Origin of the sequence: Serratia sp. NPDC087055, from assembly GCF_044900985.1 — a bacterium.
Taxonomy (GTDB): Bacteria; Pseudomonadota; Gammaproteobacteria; order Enterobacterales; family Enterobacteriaceae; genus Serratia.
The window spans coordinates 40,320-59,599 of sequence record NZ_JBJDOG010000007.1 but is presented as its reverse complement, the minus strand read 5'-3'; the positions used below and the strand labels follow the sequence as shown (position 1 = coordinate 59,599).

Annotated in this window: 19 protein-coding genes; 10 read left to right on the top strand and 9 right to left on the bottom strand. The window is 53.3% G+C overall.

Translation table 11 applies throughout. The features are described from left to right. Positions 1–2 precede the first annotated feature (2 nt). Positions 3–1,208 carry a cysteine desulfurase CsdA gene (gene csdA / locus ACI2J2_RS22235; protein ID WP_404760915.1) on the bottom strand — a complete coding sequence of 402 codons (1,206 nt, stop codon included), beginning with the start codon at positions 1,206–1,208 and terminating at the stop codon, positions 3–5. A gap of 196 nt (positions 1,209–1,404) precedes the next feature. Between csdA and ACI2J2_RS22230 the strand changes: the two genes are divergently transcribed. The 4 genes from ACI2J2_RS22230 to rlmM all read left to right on the top strand — a co-directional run bounded on the left by ACI2J2_RS22230 (position 1,405) and on the right by rlmM (position 4,484). Further along, positions 1,405–1,629, top strand: a complete 225-nt coding sequence (locus tag ACI2J2_RS22230; RefSeq protein ID WP_209639831.1) for a YgdI/YgdR family lipoprotein — start codon at positions 1,405–1,407, stop codon at positions 1,627–1,629. 392 nt (positions 1,630–2,021) lie between these two features. Beyond that, the gene (locus ACI2J2_RS22225) at positions 2,022–2,939 is read left to right on the top strand and encodes a transcriptional regulator GcvA (RefSeq protein ID WP_020828381.1); all 918 of its coding nucleotides are present in this window, start codon (positions 2,022–2,024) and stop codon (positions 2,937–2,939) included. A 53-nt stretch (positions 2,940–2,992) separates the two neighbouring features. Next, positions 2,993–3,388: a DUF423 domain-containing protein gene (locus ACI2J2_RS22220; RefSeq protein WP_209639834.1), complete on the top strand. Its 396-nt coding sequence runs from the start codon at positions 2,993–2,995 to the stop codon at positions 3,386–3,388. Beyond that, positions 3,381–4,484 carry a 23S rRNA (cytidine(2498)-2'-O)-methyltransferase RlmM gene (gene rlmM / locus ACI2J2_RS22215; RefSeq protein ID WP_037418444.1) on the top strand — a complete coding sequence of 368 codons (1,104 nt, stop codon included), beginning with the start codon at positions 3,381–3,383 and terminating at the stop codon, positions 4,482–4,484. The genes ACI2J2_RS22220 and rlmM overlap by 8 nt, the downstream gene beginning before the upstream one ends. Before the next feature lie 86 nt (positions 4,485–4,570). Here rlmM and xni read toward each other — a convergent pair whose 3' ends face one another. The 3 genes from xni to queF all read right to left on the bottom strand — a co-directional run bounded on the left by xni (position 4,571) and on the right by queF (position 7,893). After that, complete coding sequence (xni, locus tag ACI2J2_RS22210) at positions 4,571–5,326, bottom strand: flap endonuclease Xni (RefSeq protein WP_209639956.1); 756 nt, start codon at positions 5,324–5,326, stop codon at positions 4,571–4,573. 156 nt (positions 5,327–5,482) lie between these two features. Further along, complete coding sequence (ppnN, locus tag ACI2J2_RS22205; RefSeq protein WP_209639837.1) at positions 5,483–6,847, bottom strand: nucleotide 5'-monophosphate nucleosidase PpnN; 1,365 nt, start codon at positions 6,845–6,847, stop codon at positions 5,483–5,485. Between the two features lie 200 nt (positions 6,848–7,047). Next, positions 7,048–7,893: an NADPH-dependent 7-cyano-7-deazaguanine reductase QueF gene (queF, locus tag ACI2J2_RS22200; protein WP_209639840.1), complete on the bottom strand. Its 846-nt coding sequence runs from the start codon at positions 7,891–7,893 to the stop codon at positions 7,048–7,050. A 63-nt stretch (positions 7,894–7,956) separates the two neighbouring features. On the opposite strand from queF, the gene syd reads away from it, so the two are divergent. Then, complete coding sequence (gene syd / locus ACI2J2_RS22195) at positions 7,957–8,508, top strand: SecY-interacting protein (RefSeq protein ID WP_404760865.1); 552 nt, start codon at positions 7,957–7,959, stop codon at positions 8,506–8,508. Positions 8,509–9,125: 617 nt separating this feature from the next. Here the strand turns inward: syd and ACI2J2_RS22190 are convergent. Continuing rightward, positions 9,126–10,364, bottom strand: a complete 1,239-nt coding sequence (locus tag ACI2J2_RS22190) for an MFS transporter (protein ID WP_404760864.1) — start codon at positions 10,362–10,364, stop codon at positions 9,126–9,128. Positions 10,365–10,547: 183 nt separating this feature from the next. Here ACI2J2_RS22190 and ACI2J2_RS22185 point away from each other — a divergent pair, with 183 nt between their 5' ends. Genes ACI2J2_RS22185 through ACI2J2_RS22175 form a run of 3 tightly spaced genes read left to right on the top strand, consistent with a single transcriptional unit; the run spans position 10,548 to position 12,130 of the window. Further along, positions 10,548–10,877 (top strand): YqcC family protein, encoded by a 330-nt coding sequence (locus ACI2J2_RS22185; protein ID WP_209639848.1) that lies wholly within the window; start codon positions 10,548–10,550, stop codon positions 10,875–10,877. Next, the gene (gene truC / locus ACI2J2_RS22180; RefSeq protein ID WP_209639851.1) at positions 10,877–11,647 is read left to right on the top strand and encodes a tRNA pseudouridine(65) synthase TruC; all 771 of its coding nucleotides are present in this window, start codon (positions 10,877–10,879) and stop codon (positions 11,645–11,647) included. The genes ACI2J2_RS22185 and truC overlap by 1 nt, the downstream gene beginning before the upstream one ends. Before the next feature lie 33 nt (positions 11,648–11,680). Beyond that, complete coding sequence (locus tag ACI2J2_RS22175; RefSeq protein ID WP_209639853.1) at positions 11,681–12,130, top strand: flavodoxin; 450 nt, start codon at positions 11,681–11,683, stop codon at positions 12,128–12,130. 81 nt (positions 12,131–12,211) lie between these two features. On the opposite strand, the gene ACI2J2_RS22170 is transcribed toward ACI2J2_RS22175, so the two are convergent. From ACI2J2_RS22170 to map, 4 genes are all read right to left on the bottom strand, one after another. Beyond that, positions 12,212–12,601: a DUF3461 family protein gene (locus tag ACI2J2_RS22170; protein WP_006318690.1), complete on the bottom strand. Its 390-nt coding sequence runs from the start codon at positions 12,599–12,601 to the stop codon at positions 12,212–12,214. Positions 12,602–12,730: 129 nt separating this feature from the next. Further along, positions 12,731–13,555, bottom strand: a complete 825-nt coding sequence (dapD, locus tag ACI2J2_RS22165) for a 2,3,4,5-tetrahydropyridine-2,6-dicarboxylate N-succinyltransferase (protein WP_037418465.1) — start codon at positions 13,553–13,555, stop codon at positions 12,731–12,733. 43 nt (positions 13,556–13,598) lie between these two features. Beyond that, the gene (gene glnD, locus ACI2J2_RS22160; protein ID WP_404760863.1) at positions 13,599–16,277 is read right to left on the bottom strand and encodes a bifunctional uridylyltransferase/uridylyl-removing protein GlnD; all 2,679 of its coding nucleotides are present in this window, start codon (positions 16,275–16,277) and stop codon (positions 13,599–13,601) included. Between the two features lie 130 nt (positions 16,278–16,407). Then, entirely contained in the window at positions 16,408–17,202 is a 795-nt protein-coding gene (map, locus tag ACI2J2_RS22155; RefSeq protein ID WP_209639859.1) for a type I methionyl aminopeptidase, read from the bottom strand. 357 nt (positions 17,203–17,559) lie between these two features. Here map and rpsB point away from each other — a divergent pair, with 357 nt between their 5' ends. Next, positions 17,560–18,285: a 30S ribosomal protein S2 gene (gene rpsB, locus ACI2J2_RS22150; protein WP_004952226.1), complete on the top strand. Its 726-nt coding sequence runs from the start codon at positions 17,560–17,562 to the stop codon at positions 18,283–18,285. Between the two features lie 128 nt (positions 18,286–18,413). Next, positions 18,414–19,265 (top strand): translation elongation factor Ts, encoded by an 852-nt coding sequence (tsf, locus tag ACI2J2_RS22145; protein ID WP_209639862.1) that lies wholly within the window; start codon positions 18,414–18,416, stop codon positions 19,263–19,265. Positions 19,266–19,280 lie beyond the last annotated feature (15 nt).

The window sequence follows — 19,280 nt, the reverse complement described above, 5'->3', positions numbered from 1 at the left end:
ATTTAGTCGGCCAGCAGGTCGATGGCGCTCTGCAGTGCGGCCACCAGGGCATCGACGTCTTCCTGGGTGTTGTAAGGCGCAAAAGAGGCACGTAGCGTCCCGCTGACCCCCAATGCCGCCATGAGCGGCTGAGCGCAGTGCTGACCTGCACGCACCGCGATGCCTTGTTCTGCCAGTAAGGTGACGATATCGCTGTGATGGATACCGGCAATATCAAACGCCAACAGGCTGGAGCCAGAACAACGGAAGCTGCGGAACCCCGGCAGTTGCGCCAACTGTTTCTCTGCCAGATCGGCCAGTTCGCGGCTGTAGTGCTCAGCTGCCGCCATATCCTGATTGCCCAGCCATTCCAGCGCTGCGGCCAGCCCTAACACACCCGCGATATTTGGCGTACCGGCTTCAAAACAGTGTGGGGGTTTTTGCGGCGTGAAACCGTCGAATGACGCCAGCGTTAACATCTTGCCGCCCCCTTGCCAGGGGGCCATCTGCGCCAATAATTCACTTTTACCGTACAGTGCGCCAATGCCGGTCGGGCCATAGAGCTTATGCCCAGAGAAGGCGTAAAAATCTATGTTAAGTTGCTGAACGTCGGCCGGGCAGTGCACGATACCTTGTGCACCGTCGATCATCACGCGTGCGCCGACGCTGTGGGCCAAATCTATGGCGTGTGCCAAATCCGGGCAACCGCCAGTGACGTTGGACATCTGTCCCAGAGCCAGCAGGCGGGTTTTATCGCTGAGCAGGCTCGGTAATTGTGCAAGATCGGGTAACGAGTCTGCGCCAAGCGGCAATTTCACCACGCGTGCGCCGGTTTGTTCAGCCACCATGAGCCAGGGAATCAGGTTGGCGTGGTGTTCGGCCTCGCTTACCAGGATTTCGTCACCCGGCTGCAAGCGCGGGCGCGCATAACTTTGCGCCACCAAATTGATGGCTTCAGTCGTACCCCGGGTCCAAATAATGTCATCGGCTGACGGAGCATTCACAAGCTTAGCGACTTGCTGACGAGCCTGTTCGAAACGCAGGGTCAGATCTTGCGCCGCGCGATGTTGGCTGCGGTGCACGGTGGCAGCGTCGTCACGGTAGAACTGCTGCGTAGCGTTGATGACCGCCAAGGGTTTCAACGCGGTGGCGGCGCTATCAAGATAAATCCCCGCTTGTTGCAAAGCAGGAAACTGATTACGAAAAGCGATGGGGTTAAAAGGTGTCATACCCTGATTGTCACTGGCTTGAGTCAATGGTTGATCCTGTCTTATTTTATCGCCAGAGACAAGCTATCCCGCATATTAGGATTCATCGGCTGGAAATTATGGGTAAGTTTGTTATGCTGTTAGGTGCGCACTAAGTCATGACGTTAAATAATATAAAAGGTTTTTTACAGCATTTAAAACTACAAAGGAGTCCACAATGAAGAAAACAGCCGCAGTTATCTCTGCCCTGATGCTAACGTTTACCCTGGCAGCCTGTTCCAGCAACTACGTGATGCAGACCAATGATGGACGTACCATTGTCGCTAAAGGAAAGCCCGCGTTGGATAATGATACAGGCATGATCCGCTATAAAGACGCCAATGGCGTTGAGCAGCAGATCAACCGTTCAGACGTGAAGGAAATGGTTGAAAGCGACCAGTAACGTCGGTCAAAAGCGGGTAAAAAAAAGCACCGCAAAGATTGCGGTGCTGCATAAAATCACTATGGACAGACAGGGTAAATGTACAGGAAGTGAAAAAACAGTAGCTTAGCTACCACGTCTGGATTGCCAGACAATTTGCAAACACAACATCACAACCACAAGCCAAAAGTTCATCGATGTCCTCGACACCCAATTCCTTTTCGTTCCGGCCCGGGAAGTGCCGCCACTATAGGTATTTGCTGGCGCATGCTCAACGGACAATTTATAATGGCTCGGATTAAAAAAACTAATGGTAGCGCTTTGCTGTCCTGTGCCTATTGCACGGCAGACAACGCCGCTTGATTTTTTATGCCGAATCATTCGGAATATTGTTACACAAAAGTAGCTAATAAATGTCTAAACGCTTACCACCTCTTAATGCGCTGCGGGTCTTTGACGCGGCTGCCCGTCACCTGAGTTTTACCAAAGCGGCTGAAGAGTTGTTTGTCACCCAGGCTGCGGTGAGCCACCAGATCAAGTCGCTGGAGGACTTCCTTGGCCTGAAGCTGTTTCGGCGTCGTAATCGCTCTCTATTGCTGACGGAAGAAGGGCAAAGTTATTACCTGGATATCAAGGAAATCTTCTCCTCAATCAATGAGGCGACGCGTAAGTTGCAGGCGCGTAGCGCCAAGGGCGCATTAACCGTCAGTTTGCCCCCGAGTTTTGCTATTCAGTGGTTGGTGCCACGACTGTCTGGCTTTAACTCAGCTTATCCGGGAATCGATGTGCGAATCCAGGCGGTGGACCGCGAAGAAGACAAGTTGGCGGATGATGTCGACGTAGCGATTTTCTATGGTCGTGGTAACTGGACGGGGTTACGTGCCGAACGTTTATACGCGGAATACCTGCTGCCGGTATGTTCACCGAGCTTACTGACTGGGGAACATGCATTAAAAGTGACGAGCGATCTGGCTTATCACACGCTACTGCATGATACTTCCCGCCGCGATTGGTTGGCATATACGCGCCAACTGGGGTTACAACACATTAATGTGCAACAAGGCCCGATTTTCAGCCACAGCGCCATGGTGGTTCAGGCGGCAGTACATGGGCAGGGGATTGCGCTGGTAAATAACGTGATGGCGCAGACCGAGATTGAAGCCGGAAGGTTGGTTTGCCCGTTTAACGATGTTTTAGTCAGTAAAAATGCTTTTTATCTGGTATGTCATGACAGCCAGGCAGAACTGGGTAAAATAGCCGCCTTTCGTCAGTGGATCCTGGCACGCGCAGCCAGCGAACAAGAAAAGTTCCGCTTTCGCTACGAACAATAAGGCAGGCCGCCATTTTATTGCTGCCCGCTTTCTTTAAATAAAGGTAAATAACGATGAGCAGTCGTTCAATGCTGATTTTTGCCGCTATCAGTGGCTTTGTATTTGTTGCTCTGGGCGCGTTTGGCGCACACGTATTAAGTGGCACGTTAGGCGCTAACGAGATGGTTTGGATCCGTACCGGTCTGGACTACCAAGGGTTCCACACTCTGGCGATCCTGGCGTTGGCCGTGGCGATGCAACGCCGCGTTAGCCTGTGGTTTTATTGGAGCGGGGCGCTCTTGGCGCTCGGCACTGTACTGTTCAGCGGCAGCCTGTACTGTCTGGCGCTGTCACACCTGAAGGTCTGGGTTTATATCACGCCGGTTGGCGGCATGTGTTTCCTGATCGGCTGGGCATTGATGTTGATTGGCGCTTTGCGTCTGAGGAAAAAGGCCGAGCGCCATGAATAGACTTGCGTTGTATTGCCGTCAAGGCTTTGAAAAAGAGTGCGCGGCGGAAATTACCGCCAAGGCAGCTGAACTGGAAGTGTTTGGCTTTGCCAGAGTAAAAGATAATAGCGGCTACGTGCTGTTTGAATGTTATCAACCGGATGACGCCGATCGCCTGGCACGGGAAATTCCGTTCCGCGAACTGATCTTTGCCCGCCAGATGCTGGTGGTTGGCGAGTTGCTGCGTGATTTACCGCCGGAAGATCGCGTATCACCGATTGTTGGCATGCTGATCGGTGTGGTTGACCGTGGTGGTGAGCTACGTGTTGAAGTCCCTGACACCAACGAAAGCAAAGAACTGTTGAAGTTTTGCCGCAAGTTGACGGTACCGTTGCGTTCTGCAATGCGTGAACAGAAGGTGTTGATGGCGCGTGAAAACGCAACCCGCCCCGTGGTCCACGTGTTCTTTATTGCGCCGGGTTGCTGCTATGTCGGCTATTCCTTCAGCAATAATAATTCACCGTTCTACATGGGGATCCCACGTCTTAAGTTCCCATCCGATGCGCCAAGCCGTTCTACGCTGAAGCTGGAAGAGGCATTCCACGTATTTATCCCTGCCGATGAGTGGGATGAACGTTTGGCCAGCGGCATGCATGCGGTCGATCTGGGCGCCTGTCCGGGCGGTTGGACCTATCAATTGGTGCAGCGTAGCATGATGGTACATGCGGTAGATAATGGCCCAATGGCGCCGAGCCTGATGGATACCGGTCAGGTAACGCACCACCGCGCCGATGGCTTCCGGTATGAGCCTTCCAGCAGCAAGATTTACTGGCTGGTGTGCGACATGGTGGAGAAGCCGGCGAAGGTGACGAGCTTGATGATTCAGTGGCTGGTGAAAGGGTGGTGCCGTGAGGCAATCTTCAACCTTAAACTGCCGATGAAAAAACGCTACGAAGAGGTGTCGCAAAACCTGTTGTCCATCAAAGAAGCCTTGGACTCGGCGGGTATCAGCTCAGAAATCCATGCCAAGCAGCTGTACCACGATCGTGAAGAGGTTACGGTGCACGTTCGCCGCATGTGGTCAGCCGTGGCTGGCCGTCGCGACGAGCGTGAATAAGAACGCTGCCGGCACTAATCTTATACCCTAAATCATTCGAGTTGCAGGAGCTAATACCCCTGCAGCTTGAAGTATGACGGGTATCGTTAAACCGGTAACCGCAGTTGCTGCAGGTTGCCGGTTAACACCAGATCGGTTCGTAGCGTCGCCACCTTTTTACTGATATAAGCCATTTCGCGGTGCTGCTGCAGTTTACCGCGCCATTTCTCCGGCACCTGTTCCAGACTCTGATATAACCCATCAAGCGAACCTGCCTGCTGTAACAGCAATACCGCCGTTTTCGGTCCGATGCCGGCTACGCCAGGGATCTTGCTGCTGCTGATCCCCGCCAATCCCCAGTAATCTGACAGCTGCTGTGGCGATACCCCAAACTCCTGTTGCACAAATGGCATATCCAACCAGCGTTTTTGGAAGTAGTCACGGATTTGCACACTTGGTGCCAACAGTTGGCAATAACCTTTGTCGGTGGACACAATAGTTACCTGATGACCGCCGCCAGCGATCTTGGCCGTCAGCGTTGCTGCCAGGTCGTCGGCTTCATTGCCGGGCGAGTGCCAACAGGCGACGCCAAGGGCGGCGAACGCCTGACGAAGCTGCGGCATTTCCTGCTGTAAATCCGCCGGCATCGGCGAACGGCCTGCCTTATAGTCGGGCAGGATTTGGTGACGCCAGCTTTCGCTACGATCGTCTTCGTCGAACACCGCGACCGCGTGGGTTGGGCGGCTGTGCTGGATCAACTGTTGCAACGCATGTTGGCAGGCAGTCACGCAGGGGGAACCCTGCACGGCGTGAATGCGGCGGATGAGGTTTAGGGCGTCGACAATCAGTAGGTGTATATACACGTTATCCTTCACGCTGGTTCTTTGTTGGCTGCCTTCACTCACCCCGGTCACACAGTTATCTATGCTCCCGGGGATTCACTCTGTTGCCGCCTCGACGCAGCTTAAATGATTTCGTGTATCGGCAGTGTTTGCGATTAAAAATGAGGCCTGGTTGAACTAGGCGACGATTTCGTAGCAGGGAACATAAGCGGTGCCGGGAAGCTTCATGCGATGCTGGGCGACAAAGCCCTGCAGCAGGCTGTCCATTTGCTTCATCATCTGCGGTTCGCCGTGTAGCTTGTATGGGCCAAACTGCTCAATAGCATGAATGCCATTTTCCTTCACGTTACCGGCTACAATACCGGAAAATGCGCGACGTAGCGCAGCTGCCAATTGTTCGGCAGGCTGATCCGGGTACAGGTTGAGATTGGCCATATTTTCGTGGCTCGGCTCAAACGGCAATTGCAGATCGGGTGCGATACGGATTGACCAGTTAAAGCTGTAGGCATCGCCGGTATTACGGCGGTTCTCTTTCACCAATGGCATGGCTTTCTTCATCTGACGTGCGACCTCGGCCGGATCGTCGATGATGATGGTGTAATGGCGGCGAGCTTCTTCGCCTAAGGTGTTCTTGATGAACTCGTCCAGCACACGGAAATAGTCGGCGCTTTCTTTCGGCCCGGTGAGGATCAGTGGCAATACCTGCTCGCTGTTCTCCGGGTTCATCAAGATCCCCAGAAGATACAGCAGTTCTTCCGCCGTGCCGACGCCGCCCGGGAAGATGATAATACCGTGAGCGATACGCACAAAGGCTTCCAGACGTTTTTCAATGTCTGGCATGATCACCAGTTCATTAACCAGCGGATTAGGCGGTTCGGCGGCGATGATTGAGGGTTCGGTCATGCCGATAAAGCGGCTGTTATAGTAGCGTTGTTGTGCATGGCCTACCGCGGCGCCTTTCATCGGTGCTTCCATGGCGCCCGGTCCGCAACCCGTGCAGATGTTCAGCTCGCGAAGGCCGAGTTGGCTACCCACTTTACGTGCGTACAGGTATTCGTTTTCGTTGATCGAATGGCCACCCCAGCACACCACCATATTAGGATCTTCATCGAGATGCAGCGCACGGGCGTTGCGCAAGATAGAGAACACCAGGTTGGTAATATGGGCCGAATTTTCCAGGTTCAGATGCTGGAAACGGCCAGCGCTATCTATTTGTCCGTGAACGAACAAGATGTCACGCAGTACCGCAAACAGGTTGGCTTGCAGTGACCGGATAATTCTGCCATCAACAAAGGCTTCTTCCGGTGGATTCACCAGCTCAAGTTTGACGCCGCGCTCACGGCGCAGCACGTTAATATCAAAGCTTTCGTAACGCGACAGCAGCTGTTTGCTGTTGTCGGTCTGGCTGCCGGAATTCAAGACGGCCAGCGAACAGTTGCGGAATAGGCGGTAAAGATCGCTGCTGGCGGTGCGCTTTAGCATGTCCACTTCCAGCTGCGACAGCAAATCCATAGAGCCAAGTGGGCTGATGTGTGTAATCAAGGTAACTCCTTTGCTCCCGGAATGGGGCAGTAGTAATCCATACGCAGCAGAACAGCATTTCGTTATTGTTAGCGCACTGCGGCAAGACCCGACCGGAATGCCCGGTGCTCCTGATTTAACCTTACCGCCGTCCCTTATTTTTTACCAATACAAACCGCTCGTTAGCTCAGTTGTTGAGCAATGTTCCGCACTGTTCCGCACTATTGGCGTGCCAGGCGGCCATGTGAAGGGACAAAGTCAGTGTTACTGCGCCATGGATTGATGTCCAACCCGCCACGACGGGTATAGCGTGCGTAAACGGTCAGGCTCTGCGGCTGGCAGTAGCGCATCAAATCGTTAAAAATACGCTCTACACACTGTTCGTGGAATTCATTGTGGTGACGGAAAGACACCAGATAACGTAGTAGCGCCTCACGGTCGATTTGTGCCCCTCGATAATGAATTTGTACTGAACCCCAATCGGGTTGGTTGGTGATCAGGCAATTGGATTTCAGCAGGTGGCTGACAAGTTGCTCTTCGACCTGTTGCGTGCCGGCGGCATTTTTCAGGTAATCCGCGTTGAACGCGTAATCATCGATGCGAATGTCCTGGTGATCGATACATTCGCCGTCTAACCGGGCGATCTGGCTCCCTTCCAATTGATCGACGCGGAACAATGAGACGCTGACTTCACCTTGCGCGCAAAGAGAAAGATCGCGTTGTAAGGTAGTGCGTACGGTCTCCCAGTCGCTAAATGGCGTCTGGTTAAAACTGTTGAGATACAGTTTGAAGCTTTTGGATTCAATCAGGTTGGTACTGTCGGCGTTGAGGCTAATCTCACCGACTGCGACCTGCGGCAGGCCGTTGTCGTTCAGCCAAGAGAGTTCGTACAGCGTCCAAATATCGGCACCGTGAAACGGCAGGTTGTCGGGATACAAACCCAGTGGCTCGCGGTTCATGCTGCGTGGCACCGCCTGCAGCAGCGTGGCGTCATAGCGATCGCAATACGCGGTAGCTTTGCCTAGCGTCAATGCCGAAAGGGCATGATGGTCTTGATATGAGGACATCTGCTGTCACCTTGGTCATAGATAGGTACAATGGATGCCAGTTTACCGTATGCGAGAAAAAATATGGACCATGATGTACCGCACGCCCTGCGTGAATTCACCCAGCGCTATGTTGATCTTTGGCAGCAAGAACGCGGTCATGCGCCAGCAAGTCAAGATCTATACGGCGTGCCGTCGCCTTGCCTCGTAGAAAATCGGGATAACGAGGCGCTATGGTTGCCGCAGCCGTTTACCCCAGCAGCGACGCTGGAAAAGGTAGCGACTGCGCTTGATCTGCGTCTGCAACCCGACATCAACCTGTTTTATACTCAACAGTATGCGGGGGATATGACCGCGCAGTTCGGTGAGCATGATGTGACACTGCTGCAGGTGTGGAGCGAGGATGACTTTATTCGCCTGCAAGAAAACCTGATCGGCCATCTGGTGACGCAAAAACGCCTAAAACTGTCGCCAACGTTATTCCTGGCCACCACAGAATCAGAAATGACCATGGTCTCGTTGTGCAACGTGAGTGGTAACGTGGTGCTGGAACAGTTTGGGAGTGATAAACGTACGTTGTTGGCGGCTTCGTTGGGGAATTTCCTCGACGCATTGCGCCCTCGACTGGGCGTTTGACGCTAATTTCACCGTAATCCGTGTGAGAGATCTCTCACACGGGCTGTGAGAGATCGCTTTTAATTTTTCTCTGCCACTGGCTTAGACAGATTTTATTGTTATCCAGATCAATTGGTTAGAATTTCTTTAGGATAACTCTTAGTATTAATTTCCTGTCAACCAACCAGTAAGCCCTTGTGAACCAGAGATAATTAAGCGATCTTATGTTTACCGGAAGGGACGCTGTGGAGCTGGAAAGCATCAGGATGATGCAGCTTCAGGACGAAGAAAGGGATGCGCTCAGTGAAGAGCGAAGGATGGCGTCAGGAGATGCCCAGGATGTTTCAGGATTGAAACCAGGGACACCTCCAGGACGGAGATTGAGAGCCGGCACAGGATGGTTGGCGGGCCATGAAGGCTGAGGAACCGCATCAGGACGATGTTAGAGGATAGCGCCAGGACGGTTTGGTCAGGATGGCCGCAGGAAAAGTTTTCAAGGATTGAGCAGGGAGCACACTGTGTAGCAGGACTGCTATAAAACGAACCGAGGGCACTGTTAGCGCAGTGCCCTCAACTTTTATATTGGTTATGCTTTAAGCATCAAAGATGCTTGTCCCTGTTCACATTCATCTCAGCTGTTAACCAATTGCCCCCAGCGTATCGCCATGACCCTGTTTTTTCGGTAGCAGGAATAATGTGGCGTAAATATCCAGCAGGTAAATCGCTGCCAGCAGGCTGATTGCCGCAGTGAAGGATACCTGGGTCACCAAGGCGCCGATGACCAATGGCCCTAAACCGCCAATGCCGCGCCCCAGATTAAACAGGATGTTCTGCGCGGTAGCGCGCGCTTGAACGGGGTAGGTATCCGAGATCAACGCGCCGTAGCCACCAATCATGCCATTAACGAACAATCCCATCAGCGCCCCGGCAAACAACATTAGCGTTGGGTCGCTAAGCTGCGCGTAGACAATCACCATCACTACGGCACCAATCTGATAGCTGACGAAAATCTTCCAGCGGGTGAAGCGATCGGCCAAGACGCCAAATAGCCAAATGCCGAATGTCATGCCAATCACCGTGACCGCGGTCCACAAACCAGACTTGGTCAGCGAAAAACCGAAGTTTTTTGCCAGATATGTTGGCATCCAAATCATCAGTCCGTAATAACCGAAATTCTGCACCGAGCACAGAATAAAAATACCGATGCTGGCTTTGCTGGTGGCTCGGTCCTTGAACAGCAGCCTAATACGTTGAGTGAAGGACAATGTCTCACCGGTACGTTGCTGGTGGACGAATTCCTCCGGCTCACCCAAGGTGCGGCGGATCAGGAATGAAACCAACGCCGGGAGCAACCCAACCAGGAACATACCGCGCCAGCCAATATGGGTCAGCAGTAACGGCGTGAGAAACGCGGCTGCCAGCACCCCAAGTTGCCATCCCATGCCCACATAAGCGGAGGCGCGATTACGTTTTTCCGCTGGCCAGGCTTCGGCGATCAGCGCCATGCCGATACCAAACTCACCGCCTAGTCCGATCCCCGCCAGTGTGCGGTAGGCGAGTAAATCCCAGTATCCCTGCGCCAGGGCGCACAGACCCGTAAATAACGAAAACATCAGGATAGTGAGGGTCAATACCCGAATGCGTCCAAAGCGATCGCTGAGGTGGCCGAAAATCACGCCTCCCAGTACGGCGCCGATCAGCGTCCAGGTGACCAGTGAACCGGCGGCGGAAGAACTCAGCCCCATTTCGATACTGATAGCGGGCAGCATAAAGCCGAGGATCAGCAAGTCGAAGCCGTCCATCGCGTAGCCGGTGACTGAGGCAAGCATGGCTTTGCCGGGTGTGGCGTGATTTTTTATCGGTGTAGTTGCGGGCATCTGTCTAATCTGCGTGGTTTATTTGGTGAGTATATTGTGCCGTGCGGTTCTGTAGGCCACCAGTTCAAATGCTCGAAGGTTATCCACTCAGCTGGATTTGGGCTATAAAAAGTAAAATGCTATGCTTTGCCGCCTTTCAGCCGCGCCGCTGAATATCATGGTTTAAACGGATCGATAATGCAGATGAGTATACAAAATCAGGTTCGCCTTAGTTTGCAGGCGATTGAACAGTCAATGCGAGAGTTGGCGCTGTGGCAGGCCACGCCGCCAGAGCCTGAAGCCTTCGCCAGCCCCGAGCCGTTTTGCATAGGCAGCATGTCGGCGGAAGCGTGGTTGCAATGGGTCTTTCTACCACGTATGTACGCGTTGTTGGACGCCGGCTCGCCGCTCCCGACGCGTTTCGCTATTGCGCCTTACTTTGAAGAGGCGCTGAAAGATAGCGAACCTAACTGCATGCCGCTGCTGGTACAGTTGCAGCGTCTGGATCTCATGCTGAATAAAGAGCCTCAATAATGCTTGAGATCCTTTATCAGGATGAGTACTTGGTGGCGGTGAACAAGCCCTCCGGGTGGTTGGTGCACCGCAGTTGGTTGGATCGCCATGAAACCCAATTTGTCATGCAGACCGTGCGCGATCAGATCGGCCAGCATGTGTTTACCGTACATCGGCTCGATCGCCCTACCTCCGGTGTGCTGCTGATGGCACTCTCCAGCGACGTCGCGCGGCTGCTATCGCAGCAGTTTGAACAACATCAGATGCAAAAAACCTACCACGCGGTAGTGCGTGGTTTTGTGCCAGAAGGCGATACTATCGATTATCCGCTGACGGAAGAGCTGGATAAAATTGCGGACAAATTTGCCTCGAAGGACAAAGGGCCACAACCAGCAGTGACGCATTATCGATCACTGGCGCAGGTAGAGATGCCGGTGGCCATTGGGCGTTACGACAGTGCGCGCTATAGCCTGGTCGAACTGAAGCCGGAAAATGGCCGCAAGCACCAGCTGCGCCGCCATATGGTGCATATCCGTCATCCGATCATCGGTGACAGTAAACACGGCGACCTGCGTCAGAACCGGGGTATGGCTCAGCATTTCGGCTGTTCACGCCTGATGCTCCACGCCAGCCATTTACAACTGAATCATCCGGTGACCGGTGAGCCGTTGCTTCTTTCTGCGCGTTGGGATGAGCCTTGGCAGGGTGTCATGTCACAATTTGGCTGGGCAGAGAGTATCCCTGAGCTTGCCAGGGTTGAGTTTCCCCTGACGAGCGGTCAGGATAGTTGATCATTTTCAAAGGTATGTAAGGGAGTAGGGGCAATGGCTCAGGTTGGAATCTTCGTGGGAACGGTCTACGGTAATTCGCTGTTAGTGGCAGAAGAAGCGGAAAATATCCTCAGCGAACAGGGCCATGAGGTCAAACTGTTTGAAGAGGGCACGCTTGAGGCTTGGCAGTTTTACCGTCAACACTACGCATTGGTGATTACCTCCACGACGGGTCAAGGCGATTTGCCGGACAGTATTGCACCCTTGTTCCATGCGATCCGTGACCAGGTCGGTTACCAACCGGAACTGCGTTATGGGCTGATCGCGCTGGGTGACAGCAGCTATGACAATTTCTGCGGCGCTGGACGGGCATTTGATGCACTGCTTCAGGAACAGGGGGCAACCCGTGTAGGTGAAGTGCTGGAAATTGATGCGATGGAACAGCCTGAGCCGGAAGTGGTTTCTTGCCCGTGGGTCGAGCAGTGGGGCACATTGCTGAAATAGCATTACCCGTCGCCTGTAGGGTGCGAATACATTCGCACCGATTGATGCGGGCGCAGCATGCTGCGCCCCTACAGTTACAGCTTATTTACCGCGGGTCAGTTTTTCCAGATCGGATTCGATCTCGGCAATTTTGTGTGAGACCACACCTTCCAGATGACGCAGGTCATCAAGAATTTTGCGTTTCAGATCCACTTCCACCTGATCGCGTTGGCATAGCTGATCCAGCTCATCAATGACGTAGCGCAGGTTCGGGTTTATTTCATGGATTTCTTTGTAACCCTGACCGGCGTTGTCTGCTACCACAGTTTTACGTTGGCGCGGATATTTGAATTTCACGCTCTTGGCAAAGAACTCGCCTTTGTCCTTGCGGAAATAAATCTTAAGAATGTCGTTATTGGCCTCCTGACGCAGGCTATAGCGATCGACATCTTCCGGTTGATTGATTCCTAAGCTTTTCAGGTTGTCATACATAATAGCGCCACCTTATAAATAGACTTTATTCCACGGTCTGGGATTATGGCGAATAACCACGCCAGAGACTGTGACAGCTCACGTAATGAAGACAAAAAAATGGCGGGTTAATCACCCGCCATATCTATTTTAGTCGATGGTACGCAATAGCTCATTAATACCGACTTTACCGCGCGTTTTGGCATCGACTTTCTTGACGATGACCGCGCAATACAGGCTGTAAGAGCCATCTTTGGATGGCAGGTTGCCGGAAACCACCACGGAACCTGCTGGGACACGACCGTAATGCACCTCACCGGTTTCACGGTCGTAAATGCGGGTGCTTTGGCCCAGATATACGCCCATGGAGATCACCGAGCCCTCTTCCACGATCACGCCCTCAACCACTTCTGAGCGTGCGCCGATGAAACAGTTGTCTTCGATGATGGTTGGGTTAGCTTGCAGGGGCTCCAGAACGCCACCGATGCCCACGCCGCCTGACAGGTGTACGTTTTTACCGATCTGCGCGCAAGAACCGACGGTGGCCCAGGTATCCACCATGCTGCCTTCGTCAACGTAAGCACCGATATTCACGTAGGAAGGCATCAGAACCGTGTTGCGTGCAATAAATGCACCTTGGCGAACCGTGGCTGGTGGTACGACGCGGAAGCCTTCTTTCTGGAAGCGCGCTTCATCGTAATCAGCGAACTTCATTGGCACCTTGTCGTAATAACGGGTTTCTGCACCGTCCATCACTTTGTTGTCATTAATGCGGAAAGAAAGCAGCACGGCCTTTTTTAGCCACTGATGCGTTACCCACTGACCGTCAATCTTCTCGGCAACGCGCAGGGCGCCGCTGTCCAGCAGGCCGATCACCTGGTTTACCGCTTCGCGCGTTACGGTGTCTGCGTTCGCCGGAGTGATTTCTGCACGGCGTTCGAAGGCGCTTTCAATAACGTTTTGTAATTGCTGCATGCTGTTCTCTGTCCTGATGTTGTCTACGAAAAAGTTACTTGTATCACAATTTATCGTTTGGATTGAGGGCCTCTGTCAACCGTTGTTCCAACTTTCTGCGTGTTTCCGGGTTAAGGGCGCGTCGATCGCTGTCGGCAAGAATAAATAAATCTTCCACCCGCTCCCCAATGGTGGAGATGCGTGCGCCGTGCAGAGACAGACCGAGATCGGCAAATACTTCGCCTACCCGGGCCAGCAGGCCGGGTTGATCCAGTGCGGTCAGTTCCAGATAGCTCCGGCGGTCAGTATGGGTTGGCAAGAAACTGACCTCGGTCGGCACGCTGAAATGACGCAGCTTGGAGGACGGCCTGCGCACGCGCGGCGGTTGATACTCTCGTTGAGTAATGGCCTGTACCAGTGCGTGTCGGATCGCCGCGTGACGGTCCTGGGCGAGTGGACTGCCATCGGGTTCCAGCACAATAAAGGTATCCATTGCCATGCCGTCGCGGTTCGTGAAGATTTGTGCGTCATGAACACTGAGGTTACGCCGATCCATTTCGCCGGCTACGGCGGCAAACAGATACGGACGGTCAGGGCTCCAAATGAAAATTTCAGTGCCCCCACGCGTCGCTTGTCTGCTGACCAATACCAGCGGTTTGGTGGAGTCATGGGCCAACAAGTGGCGTGCGTGCCAGGCCAACTGATTAGGCGAGTGGCGCAGGAAGTAATCGGCACGGCAGCGGCTCCAGATACGGTGCAGCGCTTCTTCATCGATATTATCCATACGTAACAGGGCCAATGCCTGCAGGCGGTGATGGCGCACGCGCTCACGCAGATCCGGGCTGTTTTGCATGCCACGGCGCAGCTGTTTCTCGGTGGCAAAGTACAGTTCACGCAACAGGCTCTGTTTCCAGCTGTTCCACAGGGTTTCGTTGGTGGCACAGATGTCCGCTACGGTCAGACAAACCAGGTAACGCAGACGGGTTTCGCTCTGTACTTCTGCGCTAAACTGCTGAATAACCGTCGGATCCTGAATATCACGGCGTTGTGCGGTTACCGACATCAACAGGTGGCAACGCACCAGCCAGACAACCAATTGGGTCTCTCTGGAGTTCAAACCGTGCAATTCAGCGAACTCCAACACGTCTTGTGCACCCAGGATAGAGTGGTCGCCGCCACGTCCTTTAGCGATATCGTGGAACAAGGCGGCCAACAACAACAACTCTGGGTTTGGCAGACGCGGATACAGCTCCACACACAGCGGGTGGCGTGGCCGGGTTTCCGCATCGGCAAAGCTTTCCAACTTTTGCAGGACGCGAATGGTGTGCTCATCAACGGTATAGGCATGAAACAGATCGAACTGCATTTGCCCGACAATTTTGCCCCACTGCGGCATATAGGCCCACAGCACGCTGTGGCGATGCATCGGCACCAGCGCCCGTGATACCGCGCCTGGGTGGCGCAAAATGGCCATAAACAGTTCGCGAGCCTCTGGAATGTTGCACAGTGGCTGCTTTAGGTGCCGACGCGCGTGGCGGAGTTGACGCACCGTGGTGGAGTAAATGCCTTTGATATCGCGGTTGCGTACCATCAGGTAGAACATCCGCATGATGGATTCAGGTTGGCGGATAAACAATGTTTCGTCACGCAGGTCGATAAGATCGCCGCGCAGTTGAAAATCATCATTCAGCGGGCGCGGCTTTTCTGTCGCGTCCAGTGCGAGGATGGCTTCGTCGAACAGTTGCAGCAGCATGTGATTCAATTCGCCCACGCGGCGCGTCATGCGATAAAAGTCTTTCATCATGCGTTCAACGGGCTCGTTGCCTTCCCCCTCGTAGCGCAACAGCTGCGCTACACTGAGTTGGCGATCGAACAGCAGCCGGTTGTCATAGCGCGGCAGCACCAGATGCAGGGCAAAGCGGATGCGCCACAGGAAGCTTTGGCACTCGTTGAGTTCGTTGCGCTCGGCCTGCGTGAGGAAACCGAAACCGACCATCTCATCCAGTGAGGTAGCCCCGAAGTGACGGCGAGCGACCCACAATAGCGTGTGAATATCGCGCAACCCGCCGGGACTGCTTTTGATGTCTGGCTCAAGGTTGTAACTGGTGCCGTGATAACGCTGATGGCGTTCCTGTTGCTCAACCAATTTCGCGTGGAAAAATTTGGGGGATGGCCAGAAGCCATCGCTGAAGATGTGCTTCTGCATTTGCAGGAATAGGGCGACATCACCGCAGATCATTCGCGATTCAATCAGGTTGGTGGCAACGGTCAGGTCTGCCAGCCCTTCCAACAGGCACTCCTCCAGCGTTCGCACGCTGTGGCCCACTTCGAGCTTCAGGTCCCATAGCAGAGTGATAAATTCCCCTACACGCTGTGATTGCTGCTCATTCAGGCGGCTCTGACTCAGCACCAGCACGTCAATGTCCGAAAGCGGGTGCAATTCGCCACGACCATAACCACCAACCGCCACCAGTGCGGTTTCAGGGATATCTTTAAAGCCGTAGAAGGCCCACAGGCGGCGTAGCAGACGGTCGATAAAGTCGCTACGGGCGGCGACCAGGCTTTCCGCGCTGGAGCCGGCATTAAATGCCGCGGCGAGCCAGAGTTGGAACTGCTCAAGGCGCTGTTTCAGCGCGATGCAGTTAATCTCTTCATCGCCGTAGGCGTTGGGATATTCAGGCTGCTCTGGCATGGCCTGTTGTGGAATGACCGAGGTGTCTTGCTGGCGGAAGTTTTCAGACATAGTACGCAGCCCATAAAAAAGGCCGGTAATCCCCTTCATCTTTCCCGTTGCTACCTTGCCGCAACTGGAAATCCATCGGGTTAATACCAGCCTATCTATATAACGAGCTGCAGTGACGCAGTTGCAGCTCTTACATTTCGTGCGTAATGATGTTGGGGATGGTGTCATCCTTGCGCAACGTCATTATCTCGCAGCCGTTATCTGTGACCACAATAGTATGCTCATACTGTGCCGACAAGCTGCGATCTTTAGTTTTTACCGTCCAACCGTCTTTCATGGTACGAATGCGGTAATCACCGGCGTTAACCATAGGTTCGATCGTGAAGGCCATACCGGCCTGCAACACCACGCCGCCGTCATCGGCGTCATAGTGCAGTACCTGCGGTTCTTCATGGAAGACCTCGCCAATACCGTGGCCGCAGTACTCACGTACCACGGAAAAGTTTTCGGCTTCGACGAACTTCTGGATCTCTTTGCCCAGCGTGCGCAGGCGGATGCCCGGCTTCACCATTTTCAGTGACAAATACAGGCTTTCTTGCGTGATGCGGCACAGGCGCTCACCCAGAATGGTCGGCTTGCCAACAATGAACATCTTGGAGGTATCGCCATGGAAACCGTCTTTGATCACGGTGACGTCGATATTCACAATGTCGCCATCTTTCAAGACTTTGTCATCGCTCGGGATACCGTGGCAGACCACTTCGTTGACCGAAATACAGACGGACTTCGGAAAACCGTGGTAGCCAAGACAAGCAGAAATGGCCTGCTGTTGGTTGGTGATGTGATCGTGACAGATACGATCCAGTTCGCCGGTGGTCACGCCAGGTTTGACGTGCGGCTCGATGATTTCCAGCACTTCGGCGGCCAATCGGCCAGCCACGCGCATTTTTTGGATGTCATCAGGTGTTTTAATTGAGATTGCCATGAAATTCGTCCGCAGGTGTCGTGCTCGACGACAACAGAAAGAAATAAGAAGCAGTCTCTTATGGTACCAGCCCGGCCAGAGGCTGCCAAATTTGATTTCTTTGGCAGCCTCTGGCCGGTAACAAAAGTTGGTGTCGGGGGCGGGTTTATGGTATAAAGCGCGCCGGCAGATCCGCTCTTCGTCCTTGTGATAATGACGGAAAAGGCCGAAAATACTTTAACTGCACTCACTTTGTGTAAATAACACACACGTATCGGCACATCCGCCGGGGTGCCCTGAGGTGATTTATCACCGCCAGGGTCGGCGTTATGGGATACGTGGAGGCATAACCCCAACTAACTCTATAGAGGTTTAATCATGGCAACTGTTTCCATGCGCGACATGCTCCAGGCCGGTGTACACTTTGGTCACCAGACCCGTTACTGGAACCCGAAAATGAAGCCTTTCATCTTCGGCGCACGTAACAAGGTTCACATCATCAACCTGGAAAAAACTGTACCAATGGCCAACGCAGCACTGGCTGAACTGACCAAGATCTCTTCCCGTAAAGGTAAGATCCTGTTCGTTGGTACTAAGCGCGCAGCAAGCGAAGCGGTAAAAGAATATGCTAACAACTGCGATCAGTTCTTCGTGAACCATCGCTGGTTGGGCGGCATGCTGACTAACTGGAAAACCGTTCGTCAGTCAATCAAGCGTTTGAAAGATCTGGAAATCCAGTCTCAAGATGGCACCTTTGACAAGCTGACCAAGAAAGAGGCGCTGATGCGTACTCGCGAACTGGCTAAGCTGGAAAACTCCCTGGGTGGTATCAAGGACATGGGTGGTCTGCCTGACGCTCTGTTCGTAATCGATGCTGATCACGAACACATCGCGATCAAAGAAGCCAACAACCTGGGTATCCCGGTATTCTCTATCGTTGATACCAACTCCGATCCAGACGGCGTTGACTTCATCATCCCTGGTAACGACGATGCAATCCGTGCAATCAAATTGTACCTGACTGCCGTTGCTGCCGCCGTCCGTGAAGGTCGTTCTCAAGATCTGGCCGTTCAAGCGGAAGAAAGCTTCGTAGAAGCTGAATAATAAGGCAAGCTCGTCACTGAGCCCTTATTAACCAGGTATTGAATATGTTGGTTAGGGGGGCCTTTATAGGCCCCCTTTGCTTATCTGAATGAGAACTGTCTCTACGCGAGATAACCGAGGAAAAAGAAATGGCTGATATTACCGCTGCTCTGGTAAAAGAACTGCGCGAACGTACTGGCGCTGGCATGATGGATTGTAAGAAAGCGCTGGTTGAGTCCAACGGCGACATCGAGCTGGCAATCGAAAACATGCGCAAATCTGGTGCGATCAAAGCGGCGAAAAAAGCAGGCAACGTAGCTGCTGACGGCGTGATCAAAACCAAGATCGAAGGCAACTACGGCGTGATCCTGGAAGTTAACTGCCAGACTGACTTCGTTGCTAAAGATGCCGGTTTCCAGGCATTCGCTGACAAAGTGCTGGACGCTGCTGTTGCAGGCAAAATCACTGATGTTGAAGTGTTGAAAGCACAGTTCGAAGAAGAACGTGTAGCGCTGGTTGCCAAAATCGGTGAAAACATCAACATCCGTCGCGTGGCTTCCCTGGAAGGCGACGTGCTGGGCAGCTACCTGCACGGCGCGCGTATCGGCGTTCTGATCGCGGCTAAAGGCGCTGATGAAGAGCTGGTTAAGCAAATCGCTATGCACGTTGCGGCAAGCAAGCCAGAATTCGTTAAGCCTGAAGATGTGTCTGCTGAAGTAGTAGAAAAAGAGTACCAGGTTCAGTTGGACATCGCCATGCAGTCTGGCAAGCCGAAAGAAATCGCTGAGAAAATGGTTGAAGGCCGCATGAAGAAATTCACCGGCGAAGTTTCTCTGACCGGTCAGCCTTTCGTTATCGAACCAAGCAAAACCGTTGGCCAGGTGCTGAAAGAGCACAACGCTGACGTTGTTAACTTCATCCGCTTCGAAGTGGGCGAAGGCATCGAAAAAGCGGCAAATGACTTTGCTGCTGAAGTTGCAGCAATGAGCAAACAGTCTTAATGACTGTATACCCGA